The organism is Streptomyces angustmyceticus (genome assembly GCF_019933235.1).
GTDB classification, from domain to species: domain Bacteria; phylum Actinomycetota; class Actinomycetes; order Streptomycetales; family Streptomycetaceae; genus Streptomyces; species Streptomyces angustmyceticus.
Genome location: NZ_CP082945.1, coordinates 3,201,627 through 3,223,448, shown reverse-complemented (window position 1 = coordinate 3,223,448; position 21,822 = coordinate 3,201,627). Strand labels below are relative to the sequence as shown.

Annotated in this window: 20 protein-coding genes; 13 read left to right on the top strand and 7 right to left on the bottom strand. The window is 72.6% G+C overall.

What is annotated here, in order from left to right:
• The first annotated feature begins 79 nt into the window (after positions 1-79).
• Positions 80-1,471, top strand: coding sequence for a hypothetical protein (locus K7396_RS14430; RefSeq protein ID WP_152104699.1), 1,392 nt, complete (start codon positions 80-82; stop codon positions 1,469-1,471).
• 241 nt (positions 1,472-1,712) lie between these two features.
• On the opposite strand, the gene K7396_RS14425 is transcribed toward K7396_RS14430, so the two are convergent.
• The gene (locus K7396_RS14425) at positions 1,713-2,594 is read right to left on the bottom strand and encodes a peptidoglycan-binding protein (RefSeq protein ID WP_152104698.1); all 882 of its coding nucleotides are present in this window, start codon (positions 2,592-2,594) and stop codon (positions 1,713-1,715) included.
• 991 nt (positions 2,595-3,585) lie between these two features.
• On the opposite strand from K7396_RS14425, the gene sucC reads away from it, so the two are divergent.
• On the top strand, positions 3,586-4,761 hold the full coding sequence (gene sucC / locus K7396_RS14420; protein WP_152104697.1) for an ADP-forming succinate--CoA ligase subunit beta: 1,176 nt from the start codon (positions 3,586-3,588) through the stop codon (positions 4,759-4,761).
• Positions 4,762-4,781: 20 nt separating this feature from the next.
• Entirely contained in the window at positions 4,782-5,666 is an 885-nt protein-coding gene (gene sucD, locus K7396_RS14415) for a succinate--CoA ligase subunit alpha (protein WP_030082896.1), read from the top strand.
• Positions 5,667-5,798: 132 nt separating this feature from the next.
• Here the strand turns inward: sucD and K7396_RS14410 are convergent, their stop codons facing one another.
• Complete coding sequence (locus tag K7396_RS14410) at positions 5,799-6,746, bottom strand: RNA polymerase sigma factor (RefSeq protein ID WP_086719788.1); 948 nt, start codon at positions 6,744-6,746, stop codon at positions 5,799-5,801.
• Between the two features lie 99 nt (positions 6,747-6,845).
• Here K7396_RS14410 and K7396_RS14405 point away from each other — a divergent pair, with 99 nt between their 5' ends.
• Complete coding sequence (locus K7396_RS14405; RefSeq protein WP_223659949.1) at positions 6,846-8,552, top strand: cell division protein PerM; 1,707 nt, start codon at positions 6,846-6,848, stop codon at positions 8,550-8,552.
• Between the two features lie 155 nt (positions 8,553-8,707).
• Here the strand turns inward: K7396_RS14405 and K7396_RS14400 are convergent, their stop codons facing one another.
• Complete coding sequence (locus tag K7396_RS14400; RefSeq protein WP_152104696.1) at positions 8,708-9,568, bottom strand: hypothetical protein; 861 nt, start codon at positions 9,566-9,568, stop codon at positions 8,708-8,710.
• Positions 9,569-9,812: 244 nt separating this feature from the next.
• Between K7396_RS14400 and purN the strand changes: the two genes are divergently transcribed.
• Together purN and purH are read left to right on the top strand one after the other, a co-directional pair.
• Complete coding sequence (gene purN, locus K7396_RS14395) at positions 9,813-10,496, top strand: phosphoribosylglycinamide formyltransferase (RefSeq protein WP_373866934.1); 684 nt, start codon at positions 9,813-9,815, stop codon at positions 10,494-10,496.
• Positions 10,493-12,058: a bifunctional phosphoribosylaminoimidazolecarboxamide formyltransferase/IMP cyclohydrolase gene (gene purH, locus K7396_RS14390; RefSeq protein WP_086721002.1), complete on the top strand. Its 1,566-nt coding sequence runs from the start codon at positions 10,493-10,495 to the stop codon at positions 12,056-12,058. Before purN ends, purH begins: the two co-directional genes overlap by 4 nt.
• A 66-nt stretch (positions 12,059-12,124) precedes the next feature.
• Here the strand turns inward: purH and K7396_RS14385 are convergent, their stop codons facing one another.
• Both K7396_RS14385 and K7396_RS14380 read right to left on the bottom strand, forming a co-directional pair.
• The gene (locus K7396_RS14385) at positions 12,125-12,688 is read right to left on the bottom strand and encodes a hypothetical protein (protein WP_086721001.1); all 564 of its coding nucleotides are present in this window, start codon (positions 12,686-12,688) and stop codon (positions 12,125-12,127) included.
• Positions 12,689-12,701: 13 nt separating this feature from the next.
• Positions 12,702-13,496, bottom strand: a complete 795-nt coding sequence (locus K7396_RS14380; protein WP_086721000.1) for an RDD family protein — start codon at positions 13,494-13,496, stop codon at positions 12,702-12,704.
• Between the two features lie 242 nt (positions 13,497-13,738).
• On the opposite strand from K7396_RS14380, the gene K7396_RS14375 reads away from it, so the two are divergent.
• The 5 genes from K7396_RS14375 (at position 13,739) to K7396_RS14355 (ending at position 18,667) form a co-directional block, all read left to right on the top strand.
• On the top strand, positions 13,739-14,593 hold the full coding sequence (locus tag K7396_RS14375; RefSeq protein WP_086720999.1) for a bifunctional methylenetetrahydrofolate dehydrogenase/methenyltetrahydrofolate cyclohydrolase: 855 nt from the start codon (positions 13,739-13,741) through the stop codon (positions 14,591-14,593).
• Between the two features lie 86 nt (positions 14,594-14,679).
• Positions 14,680-15,108, top strand: coding sequence for a DUF3017 domain-containing protein (locus K7396_RS14370; protein WP_086720998.1), 429 nt, complete (start codon positions 14,680-14,682; stop codon positions 15,106-15,108).
• A 410-nt stretch (positions 15,109-15,518) separates the two neighbouring features.
• On the top strand, positions 15,519-16,364 hold the full coding sequence (locus tag K7396_RS14365) for a helix-turn-helix domain-containing protein (RefSeq protein WP_152104695.1): 846 nt from the start codon (positions 15,519-15,521) through the stop codon (positions 16,362-16,364).
• Complete coding sequence (locus K7396_RS14360) at positions 16,361-17,284, top strand: helix-turn-helix domain-containing protein (protein ID WP_223659947.1); 924 nt, start codon at positions 16,361-16,363, stop codon at positions 17,282-17,284. Before K7396_RS14365 ends, K7396_RS14360 begins: the two co-directional genes overlap by 4 nt.
• A 243-nt stretch (positions 17,285-17,527) precedes the next feature.
• Positions 17,528-18,667 carry a helix-turn-helix domain-containing protein gene (locus tag K7396_RS14355; RefSeq protein ID WP_086721445.1) on the top strand — a complete coding sequence of 380 codons (1,140 nt, stop codon included), beginning with the start codon at positions 17,528-17,530 and terminating at the stop codon, positions 18,665-18,667.
• A gap of 159 nt (positions 18,668-18,826) precedes the next feature.
• Here the strand turns inward: K7396_RS14355 and K7396_RS14350 are convergent, their stop codons facing one another.
• Together K7396_RS14350 and K7396_RS14345 are read right to left on the bottom strand one after the other, a co-directional pair.
• Positions 18,827-19,438: a DUF6879 family protein gene (locus K7396_RS14350; RefSeq protein ID WP_086721446.1), complete on the bottom strand. Its 612-nt coding sequence runs from the start codon at positions 19,436-19,438 to the stop codon at positions 18,827-18,829.
• Positions 19,431-19,700: a hypothetical protein gene (locus tag K7396_RS14345; RefSeq protein ID WP_086721447.1), complete on the bottom strand. Its 270-nt coding sequence runs from the start codon at positions 19,698-19,700 to the stop codon at positions 19,431-19,433. The genes K7396_RS14350 and K7396_RS14345 overlap by 8 nt, the downstream gene beginning before the upstream one ends.
• 180 nt (positions 19,701-19,880) lie before the next feature.
• On the opposite strand from K7396_RS14345, the gene K7396_RS14340 reads away from it, so the two are divergent.
• Both K7396_RS14340 and K7396_RS14335 read left to right on the top strand, forming a co-directional pair.
• Positions 19,881-20,288, top strand: a complete 408-nt coding sequence (locus K7396_RS14340) for a tetratricopeptide repeat protein (RefSeq protein WP_308686905.1) — start codon at positions 19,881-19,883, stop codon at positions 20,286-20,288.
• Positions 20,289-20,811: 523 nt separating this feature from the next.
• The gene (locus K7396_RS14335; protein WP_086719871.1) at positions 20,812-21,804 is read left to right on the top strand and encodes a malate dehydrogenase; all 993 of its coding nucleotides are present in this window, start codon (positions 20,812-20,814) and stop codon (positions 21,802-21,804) included.
• Positions 21,805-21,822: the final 18 nt, after the last annotated feature.

The window sequence follows — 21,822 nt, the reverse complement described above, 5'->3', positions numbered from 1 at the left end:
GTCTGTAACTGACCTGCCGCGCGGGGGCGGGACAGGTCTGCCCTTTCACCCCTTTTTGAATTCGAAGGACTTCACCTCCATGCGCTCCAACATCCGCCGTTCCATCGTCGTCGCCGCTGCCGCCACCGGCCTGTGGGCCCTCGGCTCCGTCGCCGCCAACGCCGCCGAGCTGCCCGTCGGTTCGGACCTGCCGGCCACCGGGACGGTGACCGACACCGCCGGGCAGCTGCCCGCCGGTGGCGTGGCCGGCACCGTGACGAAGACGGCGAAGTCCGTCACCACGACCGCCAAGGAGACGGCGGGCAAGGCCACCGGCGCGCTCGGCGGCGACGTGTCCGCCCAGGACCTGCCCACCGGCAAGCTGCCGCAGGTCGGCGACGTCACCGGTGCGGTGGACGGCGTGCAGAAGCAGGCCCACGGCGCCGGCCTGCCGAAGACCGGTGAGGTGCGGAAGGCCGCCGGCCTGAAGAAGGCCAAGAAGGCCGTCAAGACCGTCAAGAAGGCGGCGAAGACCGCGGACCTCGGCACCGCGGGCCGCCTCACGAACGGCACGCTGCCCGCCGTTCCGTCGCTGCCCGCCACCCCCGGCGTCCCCTCCGCCCACCTCCCCGGCGGCCTGCCCCAGGGCCTGCCCGCCACCCCGGCGCTGCCCAAGGCCCCCGCGCTGCCCAAGGCTCCGGGCTCGGCCGACAACCTGCTCGCCGGTCTCGCCGGTGCGGGCGTACGCCCCGAGCAGCTGACGAAGCAGGCGCAGGGTGCCCTGGCCACCGCCCGTCCGGCCGTGGACCAGGCGGCCTCCGACGTGCTGCCGCCCGTCGCCCGCCGGGTCGTCGTGAAGGTCGTTCCGGTCGCGCAGGGCGCGGTCGGCGGTGCCGGTCACCTCGCGGGTGACGCGGCCGGCCAGGCGACCCCGTTCGTGCTCACGGTCGGCGGCCAGGCGCAGCTGTTCGTGCGGGGTGCCGCAGCCGACGCGGTGCCGTTCGCCCAGGGTGTGGCCGCCGACGCGGTGCCGTTCGTGCAGGGCAGGGCGACCGACGCCGTGGCCTTCGCCGGGGGCGCCGCCGCCGACGTCACCCCGTTCGCGCAGGGCCTGACGGCCGTGGTGGCGACCGACGCCCAGGGCACCGCAGGCAAGGCCGTCGCCGGCGTGCAGGGCCTGACCCCGGTCAAGTCCCTGCCGGCCGTCCCGGCCGTTCCCGCAGTCCCCGCCGTCCCGGCCGTCCCCGCCGTCCCGGCCGTTCCGTCGGTGCCCGCGGTTCCGGCCCACGTGACGGACGCGGTTCCGGCCGTGCCCGCCGTGCCCGCCCACGTGACCGACGTCGTCCCGGCCCACGTGACCGACGCCGTCCCGGCCCGCCTGGCCGACGCCGTCGCCGCCCCGGCCGTGCCCGCCAACCTGGCCGACCTGACCAACGCCGCCAACATCCCGGCCCTGCCGGCGCTCCCGGCCCTGCCGGTCCAGGCGGTCTGAGGCCCCAGGCCGACACCACCGGTCGATCGGCCGCGGCGGCGGCCGACGCCGGAACACCCATGAACAGCCGGGCGGTCCTCTGTGGGGGAGGACCGCCCGGCTTTGGTGTTTTCCGTGCCACGGCCGTGCGGAGCAGCGCCCGGACCGCAGGACCGCCCCCTTGCCGGACGGCACCAGCCCCACGCCCCACGCCCGCCCCACGTCCTACACCCCACACCCCACGCCAATCCGGCACCCCCGCCTACGACTTCGGCACCCGCAAGCGGTCCCAGCTGACCTTCCCCGGCACCCCGTCCGCGTCCTTGCCGTGGAAGCCGAGCTTGCGCTGCCAGGCCGCGTACGACGTCCGGTCCGCCTCCGTCCACTCCGGGCCGGGGCCGACCTCGTAATGGCCGCAGCCCTCGGCCACCAGCCGCTCGCCCATCGCCGTGATCACCGGACTGCGGGCCCCGGTCCGGAAGAACGCCTGGCCGGGGAAGGGCTCGTACGCCGGCTGCTGCGGTTCCGGCGAGCCCTCCGGCGGCTTCGCCAGCCGCTTCTTGATCCGGCCCCGCAGGTCGTCCATCCCGACTCCGGCGCCCCGCGGATCGACCTTCCCCGGCTGCCATTCGAGGTGCCCGATCACCGAGCGCTCGGTCCAGCCGTGCGCCCGGCAGATCGCCGCCGCGGCCTTCTCCATCGCGACCCGCTGCTCCGTGGGCCAAGGGTCCTTGCCGTCGCCGAGGTTGATGCATTCGAAGCCGTAGAAGTAGCGGTTGCCGTCGGTGTCCGCGGCGTTGTCCGGCGGCAGGGGCGAGTCCTCGTTGATCACCGCGCGCAGGACGTCGGCGTCGCCGAGTCCGGCGTGGTTGGCGCGGCCGTTGCCGACGAGGTGGACCTCGCCCGCTTTGTCGATCACGCCGTGGCACAGCGGCCCCGGCAGGTCGGAGCGCCCGTCGTAACACAGGTTCACCGAGCTGTCGGTGCCCTGGGTGGCGGTGTGATGCAGCATCACGCCGTGCGTCGGTCCCCAGGGGCCCTTGGAGTTCCGGTTGTGCTCGCGCCAGTCGCGGACCTCGTGGACCACCAGGCCCTCGTCGCGCAGCGCCGCGATCAGCTTGCTCGCGGTCAGGGGAGTGGCCATCGGCCGTACCTCCTACGTCGACCGCGGCTTCGGCCGCCGCGGTGGTCTGTGCCCTGCCCGGCGCCGGACCCGCCGCGCCGTAGGTCGCTCCCGGCGCCGGGTGAGAGGGGTCCGGGAAAGCGAGAAAGGGGGAAGCGGGACGAAGCCGGCAGTGCCTGAAGTGGGTGTGGCTCCTGGTGCCTGTGTACCCGTGGATGGTCAAGACAGTGTCTGCAGCGCGAAGTTGAAGGGTCAAGCGGTCTTTCCGACCCGCCTGCGGAGGCCCGCTGGGTGCGGGGCGAGGCGACGGCGCCGTGGATTTCGGTGCGGCGCGATTCGGGTGCCCCTACGGATTCCCGCGTCCCCGGATTCCCGTGACCCCATGGATTCCCCTGCCCTTACGGATTCCCGCGCCACCGGAACCGGAATCGCCGGAGCCGGGGCGCACAGAGGCGTACCGGGAGGAGATCGCGGCGGATGCGCGACGTGAGCCCGTCCGCCGAGTGACAACGGGCCGCGGGGTGTCGGGGTCTTCGCCGGGCCGGGCCCTCGCCCGCGGGTCGTCGTCCGGCCGACGGCCCACGGGCGGTACGTCCCGACGCCCTCCGCCCGGCACCGCCCGCAACCGCCCAGGCCCCCGGGCACCCCGGCCCCCGGACGCCCTCCGGTCCCCCCCCCGGACACCCTCCGGCCCCCCGGGGGGCACCCCTCCGGACAATCCCGCCCCGGACAAGCCACCTCACGACAAACCGGCCGACGACATGCAGAAATCCCGAGAAGGCGTAACTTGGCCAAAAGATCTGTGATGGTAATCACCGCTGGAGTGTGATCTGCGATTTAGGGCCGCACGTCCAGCGGCGATAACCTGCGGGACGGACATGCCGCGTATCCGGTCACCGTGTACGCCTCCCTCAGTGACAGCGCCGTCACGTTGCCCTTCGCGGCACGCCCATCGCAGACGAACGAACCGCGATCACTACGGCGATTCTGAGAAGACAAGGGACGGACGCGCGTGGACCTGTTCGAGTACCAGGCGAGGGACCTCTTCGCCAAGCACGGTGTACCGGTGCTGGCCGGTGAAGTCATCGACACGCCTGAGGCGGCGCGCGAGGCGACCCAGCGGCTGGGCGGCAAGTCGGTCGTCAAGGCGCAGGTGAAGGTCGGTGGCCGCGGCAAGGCCGGCGGCGTGAAGCTGGCCACCAGCGAGGACGACGCGGTCGAGAAGGCCGGTCAGATCCTGGGCATGGACATCAAGGGCCACACGGTCCACAAGGTGATGATCGCCGAGACCGCTCCGGAGATCGCCGAGGAGTACTACGTCTCGTACCTCCTCGACCGCACCAACCGCACCTTCCTGGCCATGGCCTCCGTCGCCGGCGGCATGGACATCGAAGAGGTCGCGGCGACCCGCCCCGACGAGCTCGCGAAGGTCCCGGTCGACGCCAACGAGGGCGTCACGATCGAGAAGGCCCGCGAGATCGTCGCCCAGGCGAAGTTCCCGGCCGAGGTCGCCGAGAAGGTCGCCGACGTCATGGTGACGCTGTGGAAGACCTTCGTCGCCGAGGACGCGCTCCTCGTCGAGGTCAACCCGCTCGCCAAGGTCGCCAGCGGTGACGTCATCGCCCTCGACGGCAAGGTGTCCCTGGATGAGAACGCCGAGTTCCGCCAGCCGGAGCACGAGGCCCTGGAGGACAAGGACGCGGCCAACCCGCTCGAGGCCGCTGCCAAGGCCAAGGGCCTGAACTACGTCAAGCTCGACGGCCAGGTCGGCATCATCGGCAACGGCGCGGGTCTCGTCATGAGCACCCTGGACGTCGTCGCCTACGCCGGCGAGAAGCACAGCAACGTCAAGCCCGCCAACTTCCTCGACATCGGCGGCGGCGCCTCCGCCGAGGTCATGGCGAACGGCCTGGAGATCATCCTCGGCGACCCGGACGTCAAGTCCGTGTTCGTCAACGTCTTCGGTGGCATCACCGCGTGCGACGAGGTCGCCAACGGCATCGTCCAGGCCCTGGAGCTGCTCAAGTCCAAGGGCGAGGACGTCAACAAGCCCCTGGTCGTGCGCCTCGACGGCAACAACGCGGAGCTCGGCCGCGAGATCCTGTCGAAGGCCAACCACCCGCTGGTGCAGCGCGTGGACACCATGGACGGCGCGGCCGACAAGGCCGCCGAGCTGGCTGCTAAGTAAAGGACGAGGACACAACAACCATGGCTATCTTCCTGACCAAGGAAAGCAAGGTCATCGTCCAGGGCATGACCGGTGCCACTGGCATGAAGCACACCAAGCTGATGCTCGGTGACGGCACCAACATCGTCGGCGGTGTGAACCCGCGCAAGGCCGGCACCAGCGTCGACTTCGACGGCACCGACGTGCCCGTCTTCGGCTCCGTCGCCGAGGCGATGGAGAAGACCGGCGCCGACGTGTCCGTCCTCTTCGTGCCGCCGGCCTTTGCCAAGGCCGCCGTCGTCGAGGCGATCGACGCCGAGATCCCGCTGGCCGTCGTGATCACCGAGGGCATCGCGGTGCACGACTCCGCCGCCTTCTGGGCGTACGCCAAGGCCAAGGGCAACAAGACCCGGATCATCGGCCCGAACTGCCCCGGCCTGATCACCCCCGGCCAGTCCAACGCCGGCATCATCCCGGGCGACATCACCAAGCCCGGCCGTATCGGTCTGGTGTCGAAGTCCGGCACGCTGACCTACCAGATGATGTACGAGCTGCGCGACATCGGCTTCTCGTCGGCCGTCGGCATCGGTGGCGACCCGGTCATCGGCACCACCCACATCGACGCCCTCCAGGCGTTCGAGGCGGACCCCGACACCGACCTGATCGTGATGATCGGTGAGATCGGCGGCGACGCCGAGGAGCGTGCGGCCGACTTCATCAAGGCCAACGTCTCCAAGCCGGTCGTCGGCTACGTCGCGGGCTTCACCGCGCCCGAGGGCAAGACCATGGGCCACGCCGGCGCCATCGTCTCCGGCTCCTCCGGCACCGCCCAGGCGAAGAAGGAGGCCCTGGAGGCCGCCGGCGTCAAGGTCGGCAAGACCCCGTCGGAGACCGCGCGGCTGGCCCGCGAGATCCTCGGCGGCTGACTGCCTCCCGGCGCCCGCGCCGAAGGGGACGTACCCCGTTCCTGACGGCCACCGCCCTCGACACCGCCGGACCCGCGCCCTCGTGGCGCCAGGGTCCGGCGGTGTCGCGTTTCCGGGGCGGGACCGGCCCGCCTACCGGACGTCGGGCGCCAGCCGGGCCTCACGGAGCTCACGCAGCAGCTTCCGCACGCCGGCGTCGCGGTGCTTCTTGCGGGGCGGCTTCCTGCGGCTCGTCTTTCTGGCGTCCGCCTTCCTGGCGCCCGCCTTGCCGACGTCCGCCTTCCCGGTGTCCGTCTTCTCGAAGTCCGCGTGGGTGCCACGGCGCCCGGACGGTGAGACGCGGATCTGCGGGGCGGTCGCCAGGGGCTTGTGCGGCGACGGCGTGTAGTGGTCCGGCGTCGCGATCATCATCACCAGCAGCACCAGCACGAACGCCCCGGCCAGCCCGAACCCCGCCCGCGTGGTCCGCAGACCGCTGCGTTCGGCGTCGCTGCGTACCCGCTCCGCGGCGGTGGGCGTCACCTGCTGAGCGGCCGTCAGTGCGGTGAACCGGGTCCGCAGCAGCTCCCCCTGACGCACCGGCGGATGCCCGTCGAGCCCCAGCTCCGGCAGCCGCGCGGCGATCCGCTCGCGCGCATGGGTCAGCCGCCCGGCCGCGGCCGGCGTGCTCGCCTCGATCTCCGCGGCGGTCTCGTAGAGCCCCAGCCCGACCCCGTCGTGCAGCAGCAGCGCCCGCCGGTAGGGGGCGGGCAGGCTCAGCAGCGCGCGCAGCAGCGCCCGGTCCGCGGGGTCGCCGGTCGCCGCGAACTGCCGCGGCGTGCGGGCGGTCCGCAGCCCCGGGCACAGCCGGTGCCACGGTTTCAGCGCGTACTCGTAGGCGGCTGCCCGCACCCACCCGGCCGGATCGGGGTCCACCGCGACCTGCGGCCAGCGCTGCCAGGCCAGCCGGAAGCCCTGTTCCACGGCCCGCCGGGCGAGCCACGGCCGCCCGGTGAGCAGGTAGGTCTGCCGCATCAGCGCTGCTGCGTGCCGGGTGTGGAGGTCGTCGAAGGCGGCGGCGGCCTGCTCGCGCTGGGTCATACACAGCAGTGTGGAAAACCGCGTCACGGGATCCGGCGCGACACGTCGGGCATATCGCCAGTGCGGGGATGAAACGTCAGTTATTGGCAGCATGGCCGCGTGAGCCAGCCGACCGATCGTGGCCCTACGTTCTCCTCGCACGGCCGAGCCGCCGCGCAGCGCTCCTCCGCGATCGGCGCGGCCTTCCTCGGCGGCGTGACCGCCGCCGGACTCGGCCTCGGCGCGCTGGCGGTCGCCGTGCTGCTGCTGTGGGTCGCCTCCCCGGCCCCCGACAGCGGCCCCTCACGGGCCCTCCACCTGGCCGCCGACCTGTGGCTGATGGCGCACGGCGGGGACCTCGTACGCACCACGGGCCGCCTCGCCGCCCCGGTCGCCGTGACCCCGCTGCTGCTCGCCGCCCTCCCGGTCTGGCTGCTCCACCGAGCCGCCCGCCACACCCTGGCGACCGCGACGGACGGCCGCACCGCCCCCGGTCCGGACCTCGGCGCCGGTACGGGACCCGTCCCGGCGGTCGTGCCGCGCACCCTGCTCGGCGCACTGCTCACCGGCTACCTGCTGATCGCGGCCGCGGTGCTGATCTACGCCTCCGCCGGGGAGCTGAGCGCCGAGCCGCTGAGCGCGCTGGCGTTCGTCCCGGCCACCGCGGTCGCCACGCTCGGCGGGACGGGCTGGTACCTGCTGCGGCACCCCGGCGCCGACCTGCTGCCCGCCTGGGCCCTGCGCGCGGTGGCCGCGGTGCCGGACGGGGTCCGCGGCCTCTTCGCCGGCCCCCGGTTCGCCGCCGCGCAGCGCGCCGCCGGTGCCGCGCTCGGCGGCCTGCTGGTCTCCGGCGCCCTGCTCACCCTGCTCTCCCTCGGCCTGCACGCGGGCCGGGTGCGTCAGGACCTGCTCCAGCTGGCGCCCGACTGGGCGAGCCGCGCCACGGTCCTGCTGCTGTGCCTGGTCCTGCTCCCGAACGCGGCCGTCTGGGGCGCCGCCTACGGACTCGGCCCGGGTTTCACGGTCGGCGCGGGCAGTGCGGTCGGCCCGCTGGGCACCTCGGCCCACCCGGCGCTGCCGCAGCTGCCGCTGCTCGGGGGGCTGCCGGACGCCGGCCCGGGAAACCCGCTGACCTGGGCGGCGGTCGTGGTGCCCCTGGTCGCGGGGGCGCTGCTGGCCCGCTCGGTCGCCCGCTTCGTGACCCGTCCCGCGACGGCGGCGCCCGACGCCCCGGAACTCCCCTGGACGTGGTGGACGACCGCCTGCGCGGCGGCCCTGGGTGCCGGCCTCTGCGGTGTGATCGCGGCGGTGCTCGCGGGTCTCTCGGGCGGTGCGCTGGGCACCGGCGCGCTCGCCGATTTCGGCCCGAGCTGGTGGCGCACGGGCCTCGCGGCGGCGGCCTGGACCGCCCTGACCGGCATCCCCGGCGCGATCGGACTACGGGCCTGGCACCGGCACACGGGCCGACGGAGACCGCGGGACGAGGACACCTGCCCCGGCAAGGGCAGCGGCAAGGGTCAGGCCACCACGGGCGATGGCCGGGCTTCGGGCGAGGGCAAGGCCGACCGTACGGACGACGGCGACGCGACGCCCCCTGCCGCCGAGGCTGCCGCCCCGCGAGCCGACGCCGCCGCCCCGAACAGCGACGAGACCGTCCCCAGGGCCGACGAGACCGCCCCCGCCGACGACGCCCTCCCGGCCGCCGACCCGGCAGACGCACCACCGTCCGCCGTGGAATCGTCCGCCGCGGCGATCCCGGCCGTCCCCGAACCCTCCACCGGGGAACCGGTCGCCACCCCCGCCACCCCCGTCACCCCGAACGGCTGAGTCCGGCCCTTACCGCACGGCCGGACTCAGCCGGACCGGCGCATCCACGGCAAGCAGGAGACCCCTCCCGGCCCACGGAACCACGGCCCACGGAACCACGGCCCCACCACAGCCCTGCCCCCACGCGAGCCCTACCGCGAGCCCGAACGCGAGCCCTACCGCTCCGTACCCGTGCTCAGCAGCGGGCGCAGTTCGCGCGGCAGCAGTTGTTCGCAGGACTTTCCGGCGGACTGGGTGAGGGCGTCGTCCACGCAGGTGAAGTAGTCGCGGTAGACGATCTGCACGGTGAAGGTGGCGGCGACCATCATCAGCGCCAGGGAGGCGGTGACCAGGCCCGCGATCGCCGCGGTGACCTGCGGCCGGGTGCTGCCCGGCGAGGTGGGGGCGCCTCCCGGCCGGGCGTCCGGGGCGGGGCGGCCTTCTATGGCGGCGGTGGTGGCCGCGGCGTCGGCCTTCGCGGTGTTCGGCTTGGCGCGCAGCGAGCTGATGCCCCAGTAGAGCGCCAGCGCGCCCAGCAGCAGGGCGAGCTCCGGCAGGCTGAACAGCACGCAGAAGAATGCCCACATCCCCGCGAGCAGCGCGAAGCGCGCCCGGCGCTGGGCGGGGTCGGTGGGGTCCCAGCGCAGCCCGCCGGAGTTGCCGGAGTTGCCGGTGCCGCCGCCCTGCTGGCCGTTGCGGCCGCCCGGGCGGGTGCCGAAGCCGCCGCTCTGCCGGCCCGGCTGCCGGGGGCTCCACTGGCTGCCCCAGCGCGGCGTCGACTCGTCCTGCCGCGGCTCGCCCTCGTCGCCGTCGTGGTGCTCCGGCGTCTGCGCGGGGCGGCGGGGGCGCCACTCCTGGTCGGGGGCGTCGGGCGGCGGCGGGGCGAACGGGTTGTCGTCCCGGTCGGCGTTCGGGGAGTCCGGTGCGGCGGGCTCCGGGGACGAGGACGACGACTTGCGGTCGCGCAGCAGCACCGCCCCGGGGGCGGTCGCGGGCTGAGGGAGCAGGAGGGCCGCGCGGCGGCGTCGGTCCGTCATCAGGAGTGCGTCTTCCCCTTGTCTCGTCCGCGCGCGGGCCTTCGCGCCGGCGCCGGGTTATCACGAACTGCATGCAGTCTTACGCCCGACGCTACCTCCCGTGCCCGCCCCCGTCCCGTGGGGGCCGCGCGGTGTGCCGGTATCGTTGCTGACGGTCGGCGCCTTCGTAGGGTTCCCCGGATCTGCGGCACCCGCAGTCTTGTACGACCACACAAAGCACGCGAGATCGGAAAAGAGCCCCGCCGTGGCTTCCTCCCCACCCCCCGCCCAGCAGCCCTCCGCCCCCCAGGTACCGGGCGTGACCCCGACGGGGCGGCCGGCCCGCATCGTCGCTCTCGTCTCCGGTTCCGGGACGAATCTGCAGGCGCTGCTGGACGCCATCGCCGATCTCGGTCCGGCGGAGTACGGCGCCGAGATCGTGGCCGTCGGGGCCGACCGGGGTGCCATCGCGGGCCTGGAGCGTGCCGCGGCCGCCGGGCTGCCCACCTTCGTCTGCCGGGTCAAGGACTACGGGAGCCGGGCGGACTGGGACGCGGCGCTCACCGAGGCGACCGCCGCGCACGAGCCCGATCTGGTGGTCTCGGCCGGCTTCATGAAGATCCTGGGCAAGGAGTTCCTCGCCCGCTTCGGCGGCCGCACGGTCAACACCCACCCGGCGCTGCTGCCGAGTTTTCCCGGTGCCCATGGCGTGCGCGACGCGCTCGCGTACGGCGCGAAGGTCACCGGATGCACCGTCCACTTCGTCGACGACGGGGTCGACACCGGCCCGATCATCGCCCAGGGCGTGGTCGAGATCCGGGACGAGGACGACGAATCCGCGCTGCATGAGCGCATCAAGGAAGTCGAGCGATCGCTGCTCGTCGAGGTCGTGGGGCGTCTGGCCCGGCACGGCTACCGCATTGAGGGACGAAAGGTACGTATCTCGTGACCGCCACCGAAGGTACGCAGCGGCCCATCCGCCGCGCGCTGGTCAGCGTCTATGACAAGTCCGGGCTGGAGGAGCTGGCGCAGGGGCTGCACGCGGCGGGCGTCCAGCTCGTCTCGACCGGGTCGACGGCCGCGAAGATCGCCGCGGCCGGGGTGCCGGTCACCAAGGTCGAGGAGCTGACGGGCTTTCCCGAGTGCCTGGACGGCCGGGTCAAGACCCTGCACCCGAAGGTGCACGCCGGCATCCTCGCCGACCTCCGCCTGGAGGACCACCGCCGGCAGCTGGCCGATCTCGGCGTCGAGCCCTTCGACCTGGTGATCGTCAACCTCTACCCGTTCCGGGAGACCGTCGCCTCCGGCGCCACCCCCGACGAGTGCGTGGAGCAGATCGACATCGGCGGCCCCTCGATGGTCCGCGCCGCCGCCAAGAACCACCCGTCGGTGGCCGTGGTCGTCAACCCGGCCCGGTACGCCGACGTGCTGGCGGCCGTCGCCGACGGCGGCTTCGCGCTCGCCGACCGCAAGCGGCTGGCCGCCGAGGCGTTCCAGCACACCGCGGCCTACGACGTGGCCGTCGCCTCCTGGTTCGCCGACGGCTACGCCCCGGCCGACGACTCCGCCTTCCCCGAGTTCCTCGGCGCCACCTACGCCCGCAAGAACGTCCTGCGCTACGGCGAGAACCCGCACCAGGGTGCCGCGCTGTACGTGGACGGCAGCGGCGGGCTCGCGGAGGCCGAGCAGCTGCACGGCAAGGAGATGTCGTACAACAACTACACGGACACCGACGCCGCGCGCCGGGCCGCGTACGACCACGCCGAGCCGTGCGTGGCGATCATCAAGCACGCCAACCCCTGCGGCATCGCGGTCGCCGCGGACGTCGCCGAGGCGCACCGCAACGCGCACGCCTGTGACCCGCTCTCCGCGTTCGGCGGCGTCATCGCCGTCAACCGCCCGGTCACCGTGGCGATGGCCGAGCAGGTCGCCGAGATCTTCACCGAGGTCATCGTGGCCCCCGGCTACGAGGACGGCGCGGTCGAGATCCTCGCCCGCAAGAAGAACATCCGGGTGCTGCGCTGTCCCGACGCGCCGTCGAACCCCGTCGAGGTCAAGCCCGTTGACGGCGGCGCCCTGCTCCAGGAGACCGACCGGCTGCAGGCCGAGGGCGACGACCCGGCGAACTGGACGCTGGCCAGCGGGGCCGCGCTGTCCGCCGATGAGCTGGCCGAGCTGGCCTTCGCCTGGCGCGCCTGCCGGGCCGTGAAGTCCAACGCGATCCTGCTCGCCAAGGACGGCGCCACGGTCGGCGTCGGCATGGGCCAGGTCAACCGCGTGGACTCGGCGAAGCTCGCGGTGCAGCGGGCGGGCGAGGAGCGGGCGCGCGGCTCCTACGCCGCCTCCGACGCCTTCTTCCCGTTCCCCGACGGCTTCGAGGTGCTGGCCGAGGCCGGCGTCAAGGCCGTGGCCCAGCCGGGCGGTTCGGTCCGCGACGAGCTCGTCGTCGAGGCCGCCGAGAAGGCCGGCGTGACGATGTACTTCACCGGGACCCGGCACTTCTTCCACTGAGCCGCCGGCACCGACGCGAAGGGCCGCACCCTGCCGGGGTGCGGCCCTTCGCGGTGTCCGGAGCGTTCAGTAACGCGGCCGGTTGAACCAGGCGTTGCTCTCGTCCTTGGAGACGAAGACCACGACCAGGATGCCCAGGATCGTGTGGACCAGGCCGATGGGGAAGCTGAACAGGCTCAGGATGATGGTGCCGACGCCGAAGACGATGGTGCCGACCCGCACCCCGCTGCCGCCGTTGGCGAACTGCAGGGCCAGCGTGATCGCGGTCGCGGTGAAGGCCACGATGACCACGATCACCGCGATCAGCACGCCCTTGCCGACGTTCATCGCCGTGATGCTGTCCGCGGTGGTGTACGGCGAGACGTTGTGCGACGCCTTGCTGACGCCGCCCAGCCCCATCACGGCGAGGACCAGTCCGATGAGGTTCAGGCCGGAGAGGACGAACAGCATCACCCGGGCGGCCTTGGGACCGCCGGGCATCACCGTCGGGTAGGGCATCTGCTGCCCGGGCATCCCGCCGCCGCCCGGGTAGGGGCCGTACGGCGACGGCTGTTGGGGCTGCTGGGGGTAGCCGTAACCGGGCTGCTGGCCCTGCGGCGGACCGTAAGGGTTCTGGTTGGGGTAGCTCACGAGTGGCGTCCTTTTACTGCGTCTTGACGACCACGGTGCCGACGATCTTGTCGGCGAACGTCTGGGACTTCTCGTCCCACAGCGGCCACCAGTAGCCGAGACCGCACAGCGGGCCGTCCACGGCGTGGCACAGCTTGCGGACGAAGGCCATGCCGAAGCCGAGCGGCTGACCGGTCGTCTCCTTGACCAGCCGGATGTTCAGGGCCTTCTTGCCCGGAGTCTGGCCGGTCTTGCCCTCCTTGGCGCACAGGAAGAGGGCGGCACCGAAGGTGACCAGGCCGGCGAGCGTGATCAGGATGAGCGCGGCGACCGGCATGGCGCTGCTGCTGGACGTGGACGACGCCGCGTTGATGGCGTCCGTGACGCACTGGGTGTCACCGGGCGCACAGGCCGACGTGTCGGGGATCGAGGCCGCGGAGTCCGACGCGGAGCTCGCCGCCATCCCGATGGCGATGCCGTACAGGATGCTCGGGACCACGCCGATGATCAGGCCGTCGATGAGCATGGCGCCGACCCGCGCGCCCCAGCTCGCGTACCCCGTCGGCATGCCCATGCCCGGCATGCCGGGCTGGCCGTAGGGGGCCTGCTGCGGGTAGCCGTAACCCTGCTGCGGGACCTGCTGCTGGGGGTAGCCGTACGGCTGCTGCGGGGCCTGCTGGGGGTAGCCGTAGCCCGGCTGACCCTGCTGCGGGGCCGGGGGCTGCTGGCCGTACGGGCCCTGCGGGGGGACCGGCGGCTGCTGACCGTACGGGCCCTGCGGCGCCTGCGGCTGCTGGCCGTAGGGGTTGTTCGGGTCGCCGAAACTCATCTGCTGTTTTCCTCCGTTGGGTGACTGTCGCGCGACGCGGCGTGACGCGGAGGAAAAACAGGATTCACTGGCCACCCCCCGACATAGCCTGCGGCACTGTGCGTCAATCCTTCTAGTTGCGCATTCACTCTGTCCAGTCAAGGCCCACAGCTGTTGTGCAAGTGCAATGATCAATTCCGGCCATGCGCGCGGGGCATGCCCTGATTGGAACGCGGCCACCCCCATCCGGGAAGATGGGGGGTATGACTGCCCAGATCCTGGATGGCAAGGCCACCGCAGCCGCTATCAAGTCCGAGCTGACCACCCGCGTCGAGGCGCTCAAGGCCAAGGGCGTGCAGCCCGGTCTGGGCACGCTCCTGGTGGGCGACGACCCGGGCAGCCGCTGGTACGTCAACGGCAAGCACCGCGACTGCGCCCAGGTCGGCATCGCCTCGATCCAGCGGGAGCTGCCGGAGACCGCCACCCAGGAGGAGATCGAGGCGGTCGTCCGCGAGCTGAACGAGGACCCGGCCTGCACCGGCTACATCGTCCAACTCCCGCTCCCTAAGGGCATCGACGCCAACCGTGTCCTGGAACTGATGGACCCGGCCAAGGACGCCGACGGGCTGCACCCGATGAGCCTGGGCCGCCTGGTGCTCGGCATCGAGGGCCCGCTGCCGTGCACCCCGTACGGCATCGTCCAGCTGCTGCGCCGCCACGACGTCGAGGTCAAGGGCGCGCACGTGGTCGTCGTCGGCCGCGGCATCACCATCGGCCGCCCGATGCCGCTGGTGCTGACCCGCAAGTCCGAGAACGCCACGGTCACCCAGTGCCACACCGGCACCCGTGACCTGTCCGCGCACCTCAAGCAGGCCGACATCATCGTCGCCGCCGCCGGTGTGCCGCACATCATCAAGCCCGAGGACGTCAAGCCCGGCGCGGCGGTCCTGGACGTCGGCGTCAGCCGGGACGAGGCCGGCAAGATCGTCGGCGATGTGCACCCGGGCGTCGCCGAGGTGGCGGGCTGGGTGGCCCCCAACCCGGGCGGTGTCGGCCCGATGACCCGCGCCCAGCTGCTGGTCAATGTGGTCGAGGCCGCCGAGCGCGCGGCGGGCTGAGCGCGCGAGATCTGAGAGTCTGGTCCCGAGAGACCTCCGGTCTCGAAGAGACAGACGCATCCGGACACCGGAAGGGACTGCCAGCCATGGGTGCCGAAGCGCATTCGGACGGGGCCTCCGAGCCGCAGCGCTCCTCGCGCCGCTTCCCGACGCTGACCCGCGACACCGCCCGGCCGGAAGGCGGCGGGCGGGCCGCCTCGGGCGACTTTCCCGCGCCCGCCCGGCAGTGGCCGCTGCTGAGCGTCATGAGCGGGGTCGCGTTCGGGCTGCTGCTGGAGGCGCTCGACGCCTTCCGCTGGGGGGCGATCGTGATCGGGCTCTCCCTGCTGGCCGGGGCGGTGCTGCGGTGGGCGCTGCCGTCGGTCGGGATGCTGGCCGTGCGCTCCCGCTTCACGGACATGGCCACCTACGGGGGGCTCGGCTTCGTGATCGTGATGCTGGCGCTGATGGTGCAGCCCAAGCCGTGGATCCACATCCCGTTCCTGGACGACATCGTCCACTTCACCGTCTGGTAGCCACCCGGCCCACGGCGCCCGCTCGGCGGCCCGTCTGCTCCTCCAGGAGCGGGCGGGCCGCCGTCGTGCTGCGCCGGGCGTCGTACGCGGCGGGCGGGCGGCGCACGGGCCGCGGCACGGGCGGCGCGGGGCGGGCCGTGCGGTCGGGGGCGCGCCACCGGCCGTGCGCCCGCCCGCCGGTGCCCCGATCCGTCCGCCGCCGGATGCGGATCCCGTGGGACGTCCCGGCTGTGACCTGCGGGGACGTGACCGGGAGGGACGCCCCGGTGGGACGCCGGCCAAGGTGGCGAGGAGGTCCGGATGCCGCGTGGAAACGGTAAAAACCGGAAAACGGAGGCCGTATCCGCGCCATCATCGGCGGCACAGGGGGCCATCGCCTCGGGGGACACCGCACGCGTACGGGGTGGGACATGTCGCGTTGGAAAGGGCTGCCCGCATCGCTGGACCACCGGGTGCGGCATCTGGTCGTCCACCTGCGGCGGCTGAAGGACCACAGCGGGCTGAGCCTGACCGCGCTCGCCGCGCGGACCTCGTACAGCAAGTCGTCCTGGGAGCGCTATCTCAACGGCAAGAAACTGCCGCCGCGCGAGGCGGTGGCGGCGCTGGCGCGGCTCTGCGACGCCGACGCGCCCCGGCTGCTGGCGCTGCACGAGGTCGCCGCGACGGCCTGGCGCGCCCAACGGCCCGACCCGGGGGCCGGGCGGCCGGGACCGGGACCGGAGCCAGGGCCACCCGGCCGGGACGAGGCCCCGCCCGCCGAAACCGCCCCGCCTGCGGCACCCACTCCCGCGCCGCCGCCACCACCCCGCCGCCGGCTTCCCCTCGGGCCGCTGGCGCTGGGCGCGCTGGCGGCGCTCGTGATGGCCGGTGCGGCGCTGCTGGTGGTGCGCCTCTGGCAGGACGCCACCGGCATCGGCAGCGCCCCGGGCACCGCCCCGGCCGCCGCCGCGCCCGGGGCCGCACCGACGTTCACCCACCGGCCGGGCGAGGTCTTCGGCTGCTCGGTCGCGCGCCGGGCGGGCGCCCTCTCCGCCGGGCACAGCCGCACGGACACCGCCGTCCTGGGCAGCGGCGCGACGGGCTGGGACGTCGTCGAGGCGCAGTGCCTGCTGCATCGCAAGGGCTATGACCCGGGCGCGGTGGACGGCATCGTCGGCGGGCGGACGATGCGCGCCGTCAAGCGTCTGCAGGCCGGGGCCGCGCTGCCGACGGACGGGATCGTGGGCCCCGACACCTGGAAGGTGCTGCGCCGGTGAACGCGCCGGGCGGCGGGCCGAGGGAGCCGCGGGACGGTGTCGAGGGCGCCCGACTGGCCGAGCGGATGCGGGAGTTGCGGCGGCGTACGGGGCTGACCCTGGCCGGGCTCGCCGAGCGGACGCCGTACAGCAAGTCGTCCTGGGAGCGTTACCTCAACGCGAAGAAGCTGCCGCCGCGCGACGCGGTCGAGGCGCTGTGCCTGCTGGCGGGGGAGCCGTCCGGGGGGCTGCTGGCGCTGTGGGAACTGGCGGACGCGGCCTGGAGCGGACGCGCCCGGCCGGACACCGGCGGGCAGGCCCCGGCCCGGCGGGAGCACCGGCCGCCGCCCCCGCCGCAACCGCCGCCACCGCCACGGTCGCCGCAGGCCCCGCCGCAGCCGTCGCCGGTCCCGACGCGGCCGTCGCCGTCCCCGCCGCGGCCGTCGCGGCCGTCGCGGCGGGTGGTGGCGGTGGCCGCCGGTGCCGGTGCGGGTCTGGTGACGGTCGTGGTCGCGCTGGCCTTCTGGGCGGGGGAGCAGGCCGCCGGGAGCGGGCGGCCGCAGGAGGCCGCGCCCACGCCGTCCGAGGTGACCGGCTGCCGGGCGGCGGGCTGCGACGGCAAGGACCCGGAGTCGATGTTCTGCGAACTCCCGGACCTGGTGCTTACGCCCGTGGAGCGAACTGCCGCCCGCGGGGAGCACGTTCAGCTCCGTTACGGCAGGGCGTGCGGCGCGGCCTGGGGGCGGCTCCGCAACGGCCGGGTGGGGGACCGGCTGGAGGTGTCGGTGCCGGGGGCGCGGCCGCGGTCGGTGCGGGTGGTGGACCGGTTCGACGCCGAGGCGTACCTCGTCACGCCGATGGCGGCGGCGCGCGGGCCCGAGGGCATCAGGCTGTGTCTCTATCCGGCGGGCGGCGGGACACGGGAGTGCTTCGCACGGTAGGCCACCGAGAGGGGTGCGTGGGCTGTTCTTGTCAGAAAACGTACGGAACCCATAAGCAGTCCGGTCGAAATGCGACACTGCAGGGGCCACGGCGTGTACGGGCGGGTGACCTCTGCCCGGATGCCGCCGTGCGCCCCTGCACGGACCCTGTCGCCCTGACCGGGGGCAAACCGTGCGGGGAGCAAGGAGCGCGGGCCGGGGGAGCCGCGCTGTCGCACGTATGCGGGGGAGTAGGGGGAGGCAATGCCTCGCTGGAAGGCGCTGCCGGAAGAACTCGACCCTCAGGTGGGGGAGTTCACCGGTCAGCTGCGCAGGCTCGTGGACCGCAGCGGGCTGAGTGTGGCCACCGTCGCGGACCGAACTGGCTACAGCAAGACGTCCTGGGAGCGCTATCTCAACGGGCGGCTGCTGCCGCCGCTGCGCGCGGTGGTCGCGCTCGCCGAGACGACCGGCGCCCAGCCCTCGCACCTCACCACGCTGTGGGAACTGGCCGAACGGGCCTGGAGCCGGGCCGAGATGCGGCAGGACGTCACCATGGAGGCGATCAGCGTCGCCCAGGCGCGCGCCGCCCTGGGCGAGTTGGACACCGCCCCGGCACAGACCGGGCCCGCGCAGAAGTCCGCGAAGACAGCGGCGAAGGCCGGCAAGGGCGCGAAGGCCGCCCAGGCCGCGGCGCCGGACGGACCGCCGGCGCAGGAGGGGTTCCCTCACGCCCCGTCGAGCACCGACTTCCCCGAGTGGCAGGCGGCCGCGGCCCCCGCCCCGGCCCCGCCCGCCGCCCGACGGGCCCGCCGCGGCCGGACCGCCGTCTTCGCCGCCGGCGCGATCGGCGCCCTGCTGGTGGCCGGCGGCGCCGTCCTGCTGCTGAAGCCGTCCACCGGTCCCGCGAAGCCGGTGTCGGCCGCGGCGGCCCCCGCGGCCGCGCCGAGCGCGCAGCCGACACTGCCGACGGGCGTGCGCTGCACCGGCGACGGCTGCGTGGGCAAGGACCCGGAGAAGATGGGCTGCGGCGGAACGCACGCGACCACCCCGTCCCGCGGTGTGGCCGGCCGCTCGGTGATCGAGGTCCGCTACAGCGCCGTCTGCCACACCGCCTGGGCGCGGATCAGCCGCGCGGCCCGGGGCGATCAGGCCACCGTCAGCGCCGGCGGCCACAGCGCCACCGCGCGCGCCGAACGCGGCGGCGACGCCTACACCCCGATGGTCGCGGTGTCCGGTGACCCGGCGAAGGTCGCGGCCTGCCAGACGACCATGGCGGGCACGAAGAGCTGCGCCCGTCCGGTTCCGGCCACGCCCGCCGCGCCGACCACACCCGCCGGGCAGCCGGGCCAGGCCGGGCAGACCGGCCGGTCCGGCTCCGCCACGGAAGCGCCGAGCAGGTGAGCAACCTCCCGCGCACGTTCCGGCTCGCCTAGTCCGCCCGGGACGACACCAGGCGGCCACCAAACCGGGCCGGGCGCTCCGCAGACTCTGCGGAGCGCCCGTCTTCCCCAATGGGGCGAGTGTCCTTGCGTAAGCGGATCTCCGCCTCGGAGGAGGCACTCAATGAACGACCATCGGAGGATCGAGTGGCGCAATTTCCCGATTGAAGAACTCTGTGAAATCTTCCCCTTGGCCGTAAAGCACATCGAAGCCGGCGGAAGTTTCTTCAATCGTCATCCGGTCCGCGATCCGATTGGCTCCCGCCGCATTCCCATCGTCGTCGTAAACCACCTCATACATGACCTCGTCGCCAAGGATCACGACTTCCGGCACGAGGTGATCGACTTCGATATCTGAGATATTGCGGGCATCCATCACTCGGATGTTGTCGCCCAGTTCTACCCGTAGGCGAAGTACGAACAATTCCCACTGTACGTACGGTGTAACAGGGAACTCCACTACGCGAAGCCGACGCTCCAGAATTCCGAGCCCAGCAGCCTTCTGGAACTGAGCGGCGTAGACTTCACGCTTCTCCTCAATCAGGGAGAGCGCTCTATTCCACTCGCCGGCCGCAAAGGCTTCCCAGCTGGGAAACCCTCGCTCCTTGAAATTCTGCCCACGCTCAAGCTTTTTCAAGAAGCGGATGCCGCTCTCATGATGGCGACGAAAGTCCTTGTGGTAGCTTGGCCGATCCAAATACTCTGAGGTAGTTCGCTGGAACGACTCAAACACTTGGGATATCCGGCTTCGCCGCGACCATCATGCTCCTCGGGATGACCACGAGTCGTTCGTCGTCGCCCACCGATACTCCTGCCGGAAGATTTTTACCGAGCGAGCCTGTCAGATCCCTGCCGATGATGGCGACATCCCCATTTTCCAGCTCCCAGATATCGGGACAGTCGGGATTGTCCGTGGTGTGCCCTAACTCCTGTGGGGATTTTCCCAGCCGCCTCTTGAACCGCGTTGTAGGGTCAGCTTCCCAAGGCCTGGTCACAGGCACTCCTCTCCTTCGGGTGTTACCAGGGCTTTTGGAGCTTAACGCCTGAAGCTCGATGCGGCCAGAGCAAACGCTGGTGCTACGCAGGAAAAATGGACGATGGCATATGCCAGGGGAAAATTTTATCGAGGGTCGCTTGTCTGTTCAGTTTGATGGTGCAACGATGTTGACCTTGAGTTGGCGCACGGTCCTCACGGCCTTGGTGGTCCGCGGTTTGGACTAATAGCAAAGCCCTCGGAATGCGAGCGGCACCTGGGGCCGGAGCACACAGTCACGCTGGGAGCACGACACAACCATGCCTGGGCGCTTTACGTACTCGGGCGCTTTGGCGAGGCCGATGAGGAGATTCGGCTGGTCGCGGACACGTATGAACGTCGATTCGGGCCCGATTATCCCATCGCGCTTTCGGCGCAACAGCTATACGCCCGAATTCAAGATGGCCTCGGACACTTCGAGGCGGCGGTGGGCCTGATGAATGACGTCGTGGAAAGGCGGACCAACAGCCTCGGAGCTGACCATCCTTTCACGGCTGCCAGCAGGAAGGTGCTGGCTGAGCTCAAGGAGAATCGGCGAACTGCTCCCTGATGCAGCAGCGGGTCGGCGCGGGGCCCGCCCGGCCGGGGCCCGCCCGTCCCGCTCCCGTCCCGCTCCCGTCCCGCTCCCGTCCCGCTCCCGGCCCGCGCCCGCCCCACCGCGCGGACCCCCACCGCCCTCCCCGGAGAGTGTCCGAAATTCAGGGGGCATGCCCTCCGGGATCCCGGGCAGGCGTCGGTTACTCCCCCCACGGGTGTGGCACAACTCGGCGGCCGCCCGCACTCCCCCCTCCTTGAGCGGGCGGCCGCCGCCCCTTTCCCGCACCACCCGCACTGCCCGCATGCCGGGCCGGCCGAGACTGCGTACGGCTGTGCCACGGGCGGCCGTACGGACGCCCCGAAGCACCCGGTGAGGTGTTCCACACCGGCCCGTCGCCTGTGCCGGGCGGGGTTCCGATAGCCTGACGGCCGGGTCTCTCGATACCAAGAGACCTCGATAGCCGGGCAGGGACACCCACCGCCAACCATGGTGGTCCAGGGGCTTGCCCCCGGAAAACACCGCGCAGGAGATCGCCATGACCCGCACTCCCGTCAATGTGACCGTGACCGGCGCCGCCGGCCAGATCGGTTACGCACTCCTCTTCCGCATCGCTTCCGGTCATCTGCTCGGCGCGGACGTGCCGGTCAAGCTGCGCCTCCTGGAGATCCCCCAGGGTCTGAAGGCCGCCGAGGGCACCGCCATGGAGCTGGACGACTGCGCCTTCCCGCTGCTGCAGGGCATCGACATCTCGGACGACCCGAACGCGGCCTTCGACGGCGCCAACGTCGCGCTGCTCGTCGGCGCCCGCCCCCGTACGAAGGGCATGGAGCGCGGCGACCTCCTGGAGGCCAACGGCGGCATCTTCAAGCCGCAGGGCAAGGCCATCAACGACCACGCCGCGGACGACATCAAGGTCCTGGTCGTCGGCAACCCCGCCAACACCAACGCCCTGATCGCCCAGGCCGCCGCGCCGGACGTACCGCGCGAGCGCTTCACCGCCATGACCCGCCTGGACCACAACCGCGCGCTGTCGCAGCTCTCGAAGAAGACCGGCACCCCGGTCTCCGAGATCCGCAAGCTGACGATCTGGGGCAACCACTCCGCCACCCAGTACCCCGACATCTTCCACGCCGAGGTCGCGGGCAAGAACGCCGCCGAGGTCGTCAACGACCAGAAGTGGCTGGCCGAGGACTTCATCCCGACCGTCGCCAAGCGCGGCGCGGCGATCATCGAGGCCCGCGGCGCGTCCTCCGCCGCCTCCGCCGCCAACGCCGCCATCGACCACGTCCACACCTGGGTCAACGGCACCGCCGCCGGCGACTGGACCTCGATGGGCATCCCCTCGGACGGCTCCTACGGCGTCCCGGAGGGCCTGATCTCCTCCTTCCCCGTCACCACCAAGGACGGCAAGTACGAGATCGTCCAGGGCCTGGAGGTCAACGACTTCTCCCGCGAGCGCATCGACGCGTCGGTGCAGGAGCTGGCGGAGGAGCGCGACGCCGTCCGCGGTCTCGGCCTCCTCGGCTGACCCACCGCCGCGGCCGCC

Excerpts from the sequence above, each read along its gene's own strand:
- K7396_RS14375 (WP_086720999.1), top strand. The coding sequence starts at position 13,739 with ATGACTGCCCAGATCCTGGATGGCAAGGCCACCGCAGCCGCTATCAAG.
- sucD (WP_030082896.1), top strand. The coding sequence starts at position 4,782 with ATGGCTATCTTCCTGACCAAGGAAAGCAAGGTCATCGTCCAGGGCATG.
- K7396_RS14410 (WP_086719788.1), bottom strand. The coding sequence starts at position 6,746 with ATGACCCAGCGCGAGCAGGCCGCCGCCGCCTTCGACGACCTCCACACC.
- K7396_RS14380 (WP_086721000.1), bottom strand. The coding sequence starts at position 13,496 with ATGAGTTTCGGCGACCCGAACAACCCCTACGGCCAGCAGCCGCAGGCG.
- K7396_RS14335 (WP_086719871.1), top strand. The coding sequence starts at position 20,812 with ATGACCCGCACTCCCGTCAATGTGACCGTGACCGGCGCCGCCGGCCAG.
- K7396_RS14430 (WP_152104699.1), top strand. The coding sequence starts at position 80 with ATGCGCTCCAACATCCGCCGTTCCATCGTCGTCGCCGCTGCCGCCACC.
- K7396_RS14370 (WP_086720998.1), top strand. The coding sequence starts at position 14,680 with ATGGGTGCCGAAGCGCATTCGGACGGGGCCTCCGAGCCGCAGCGCTCC.
- K7396_RS14365 (WP_152104695.1), top strand. The coding sequence starts at position 15,519 with ATGTCGCGTTGGAAAGGGCTGCCCGCATCGCTGGACCACCGGGTGCGG.
- K7396_RS14355 (WP_086721445.1), top strand. The coding sequence starts at position 17,528 with ATGCCTCGCTGGAAGGCGCTGCCGGAAGAACTCGACCCTCAGGTGGGG.
- K7396_RS14425 (WP_152104698.1), bottom strand. The coding sequence starts at position 2,594 with ATGGCCACTCCCCTGACCGCGAGCAAGCTGATCGCGGCGCTGCGCGAC.
- K7396_RS14400 (WP_152104696.1), bottom strand. The coding sequence starts at position 9,568 with ATGACGGACCGACGCCGCCGCGCGGCCCTCCTGCTCCCTCAGCCCGCG.